1 protein-coding gene is annotated in these 641 nt (G+C 61.0%); it reads right to left on the bottom strand.

Annotation, left to right across the window (positions count from 1 at the left end; all coding sequences use genetic code 11):
- A partial coding sequence (locus tag AWU74_RS07275; RefSeq protein ID WP_306701069.1) for a DNA-binding domain-containing protein occupies nucleotides 1–407 on the bottom strand: 407 nt, incomplete at its 3' end.
- Nucleotides 408–641: the final 234 nt, after the last annotated feature.

Raw genomic sequence — 641 nt, 5'->3', positions numbered from 1 at the left:
TGCGCGGCGGGGTCAAAATGGTGCATTTCGCCCGTCCACGTGCCGTGAATCCGCGGGCTTATGTGCAGCACGCCGTCCTGCACCGAAAAACCCTGCAGAAGGGCTTCGCACACGAGCCGGTCGCGCGCGGCGAGCACGCTTAAGATTGTTTCGCGCCGCAGTTCCGTGCGCGCGGCGACGAGTTTGTCCGCAAGCTGCTCGTTATGCAGCGTGGCGCCCGGCGACAGAAGCTGCGCCACATAATCGTTCGGCACGTCCGGGGTCAAAAGGTTCGGCGTAAGCTGAACCGTCCACTGATAGTCGCTCATAAAAGTCTCCTTCGCCCGCCGCTTATGCGGCGGCATACGGTCATTCCGCTGCCCCGCCGCAGCGCCCAAAGCCAGCCGCCCGCGTTCCCCGCGGCGCATCGTTCCTTATACTATCGGCGCGCGGGGCGCGAATCGTAGCGGGGAGGGGCATTTGTCTTCTATAATATGCGCGTTCCTCTTGCGGGGAAGGGCGAGTTTTCTGAAAGAACTCGGCAGATAGGTTTTGCCCCTATGCTTTGCTTATGGACGGGAGTTTGTAGCAAGCAAACCCGGTAGCACGCCGCCCTATATGTTGCGCGAGTTTGCGAAGCAAACTCGGTAGCAAGTCGTAGG

The sequence above is a fragment of the Treponema endosymbiont of Eucomonympha sp. genome, from assembly GCF_001028545.1.
Note: the sequence above shows the minus strand (reverse complement) of the source record. Positions and strands in the feature narration are given on the sequence as shown.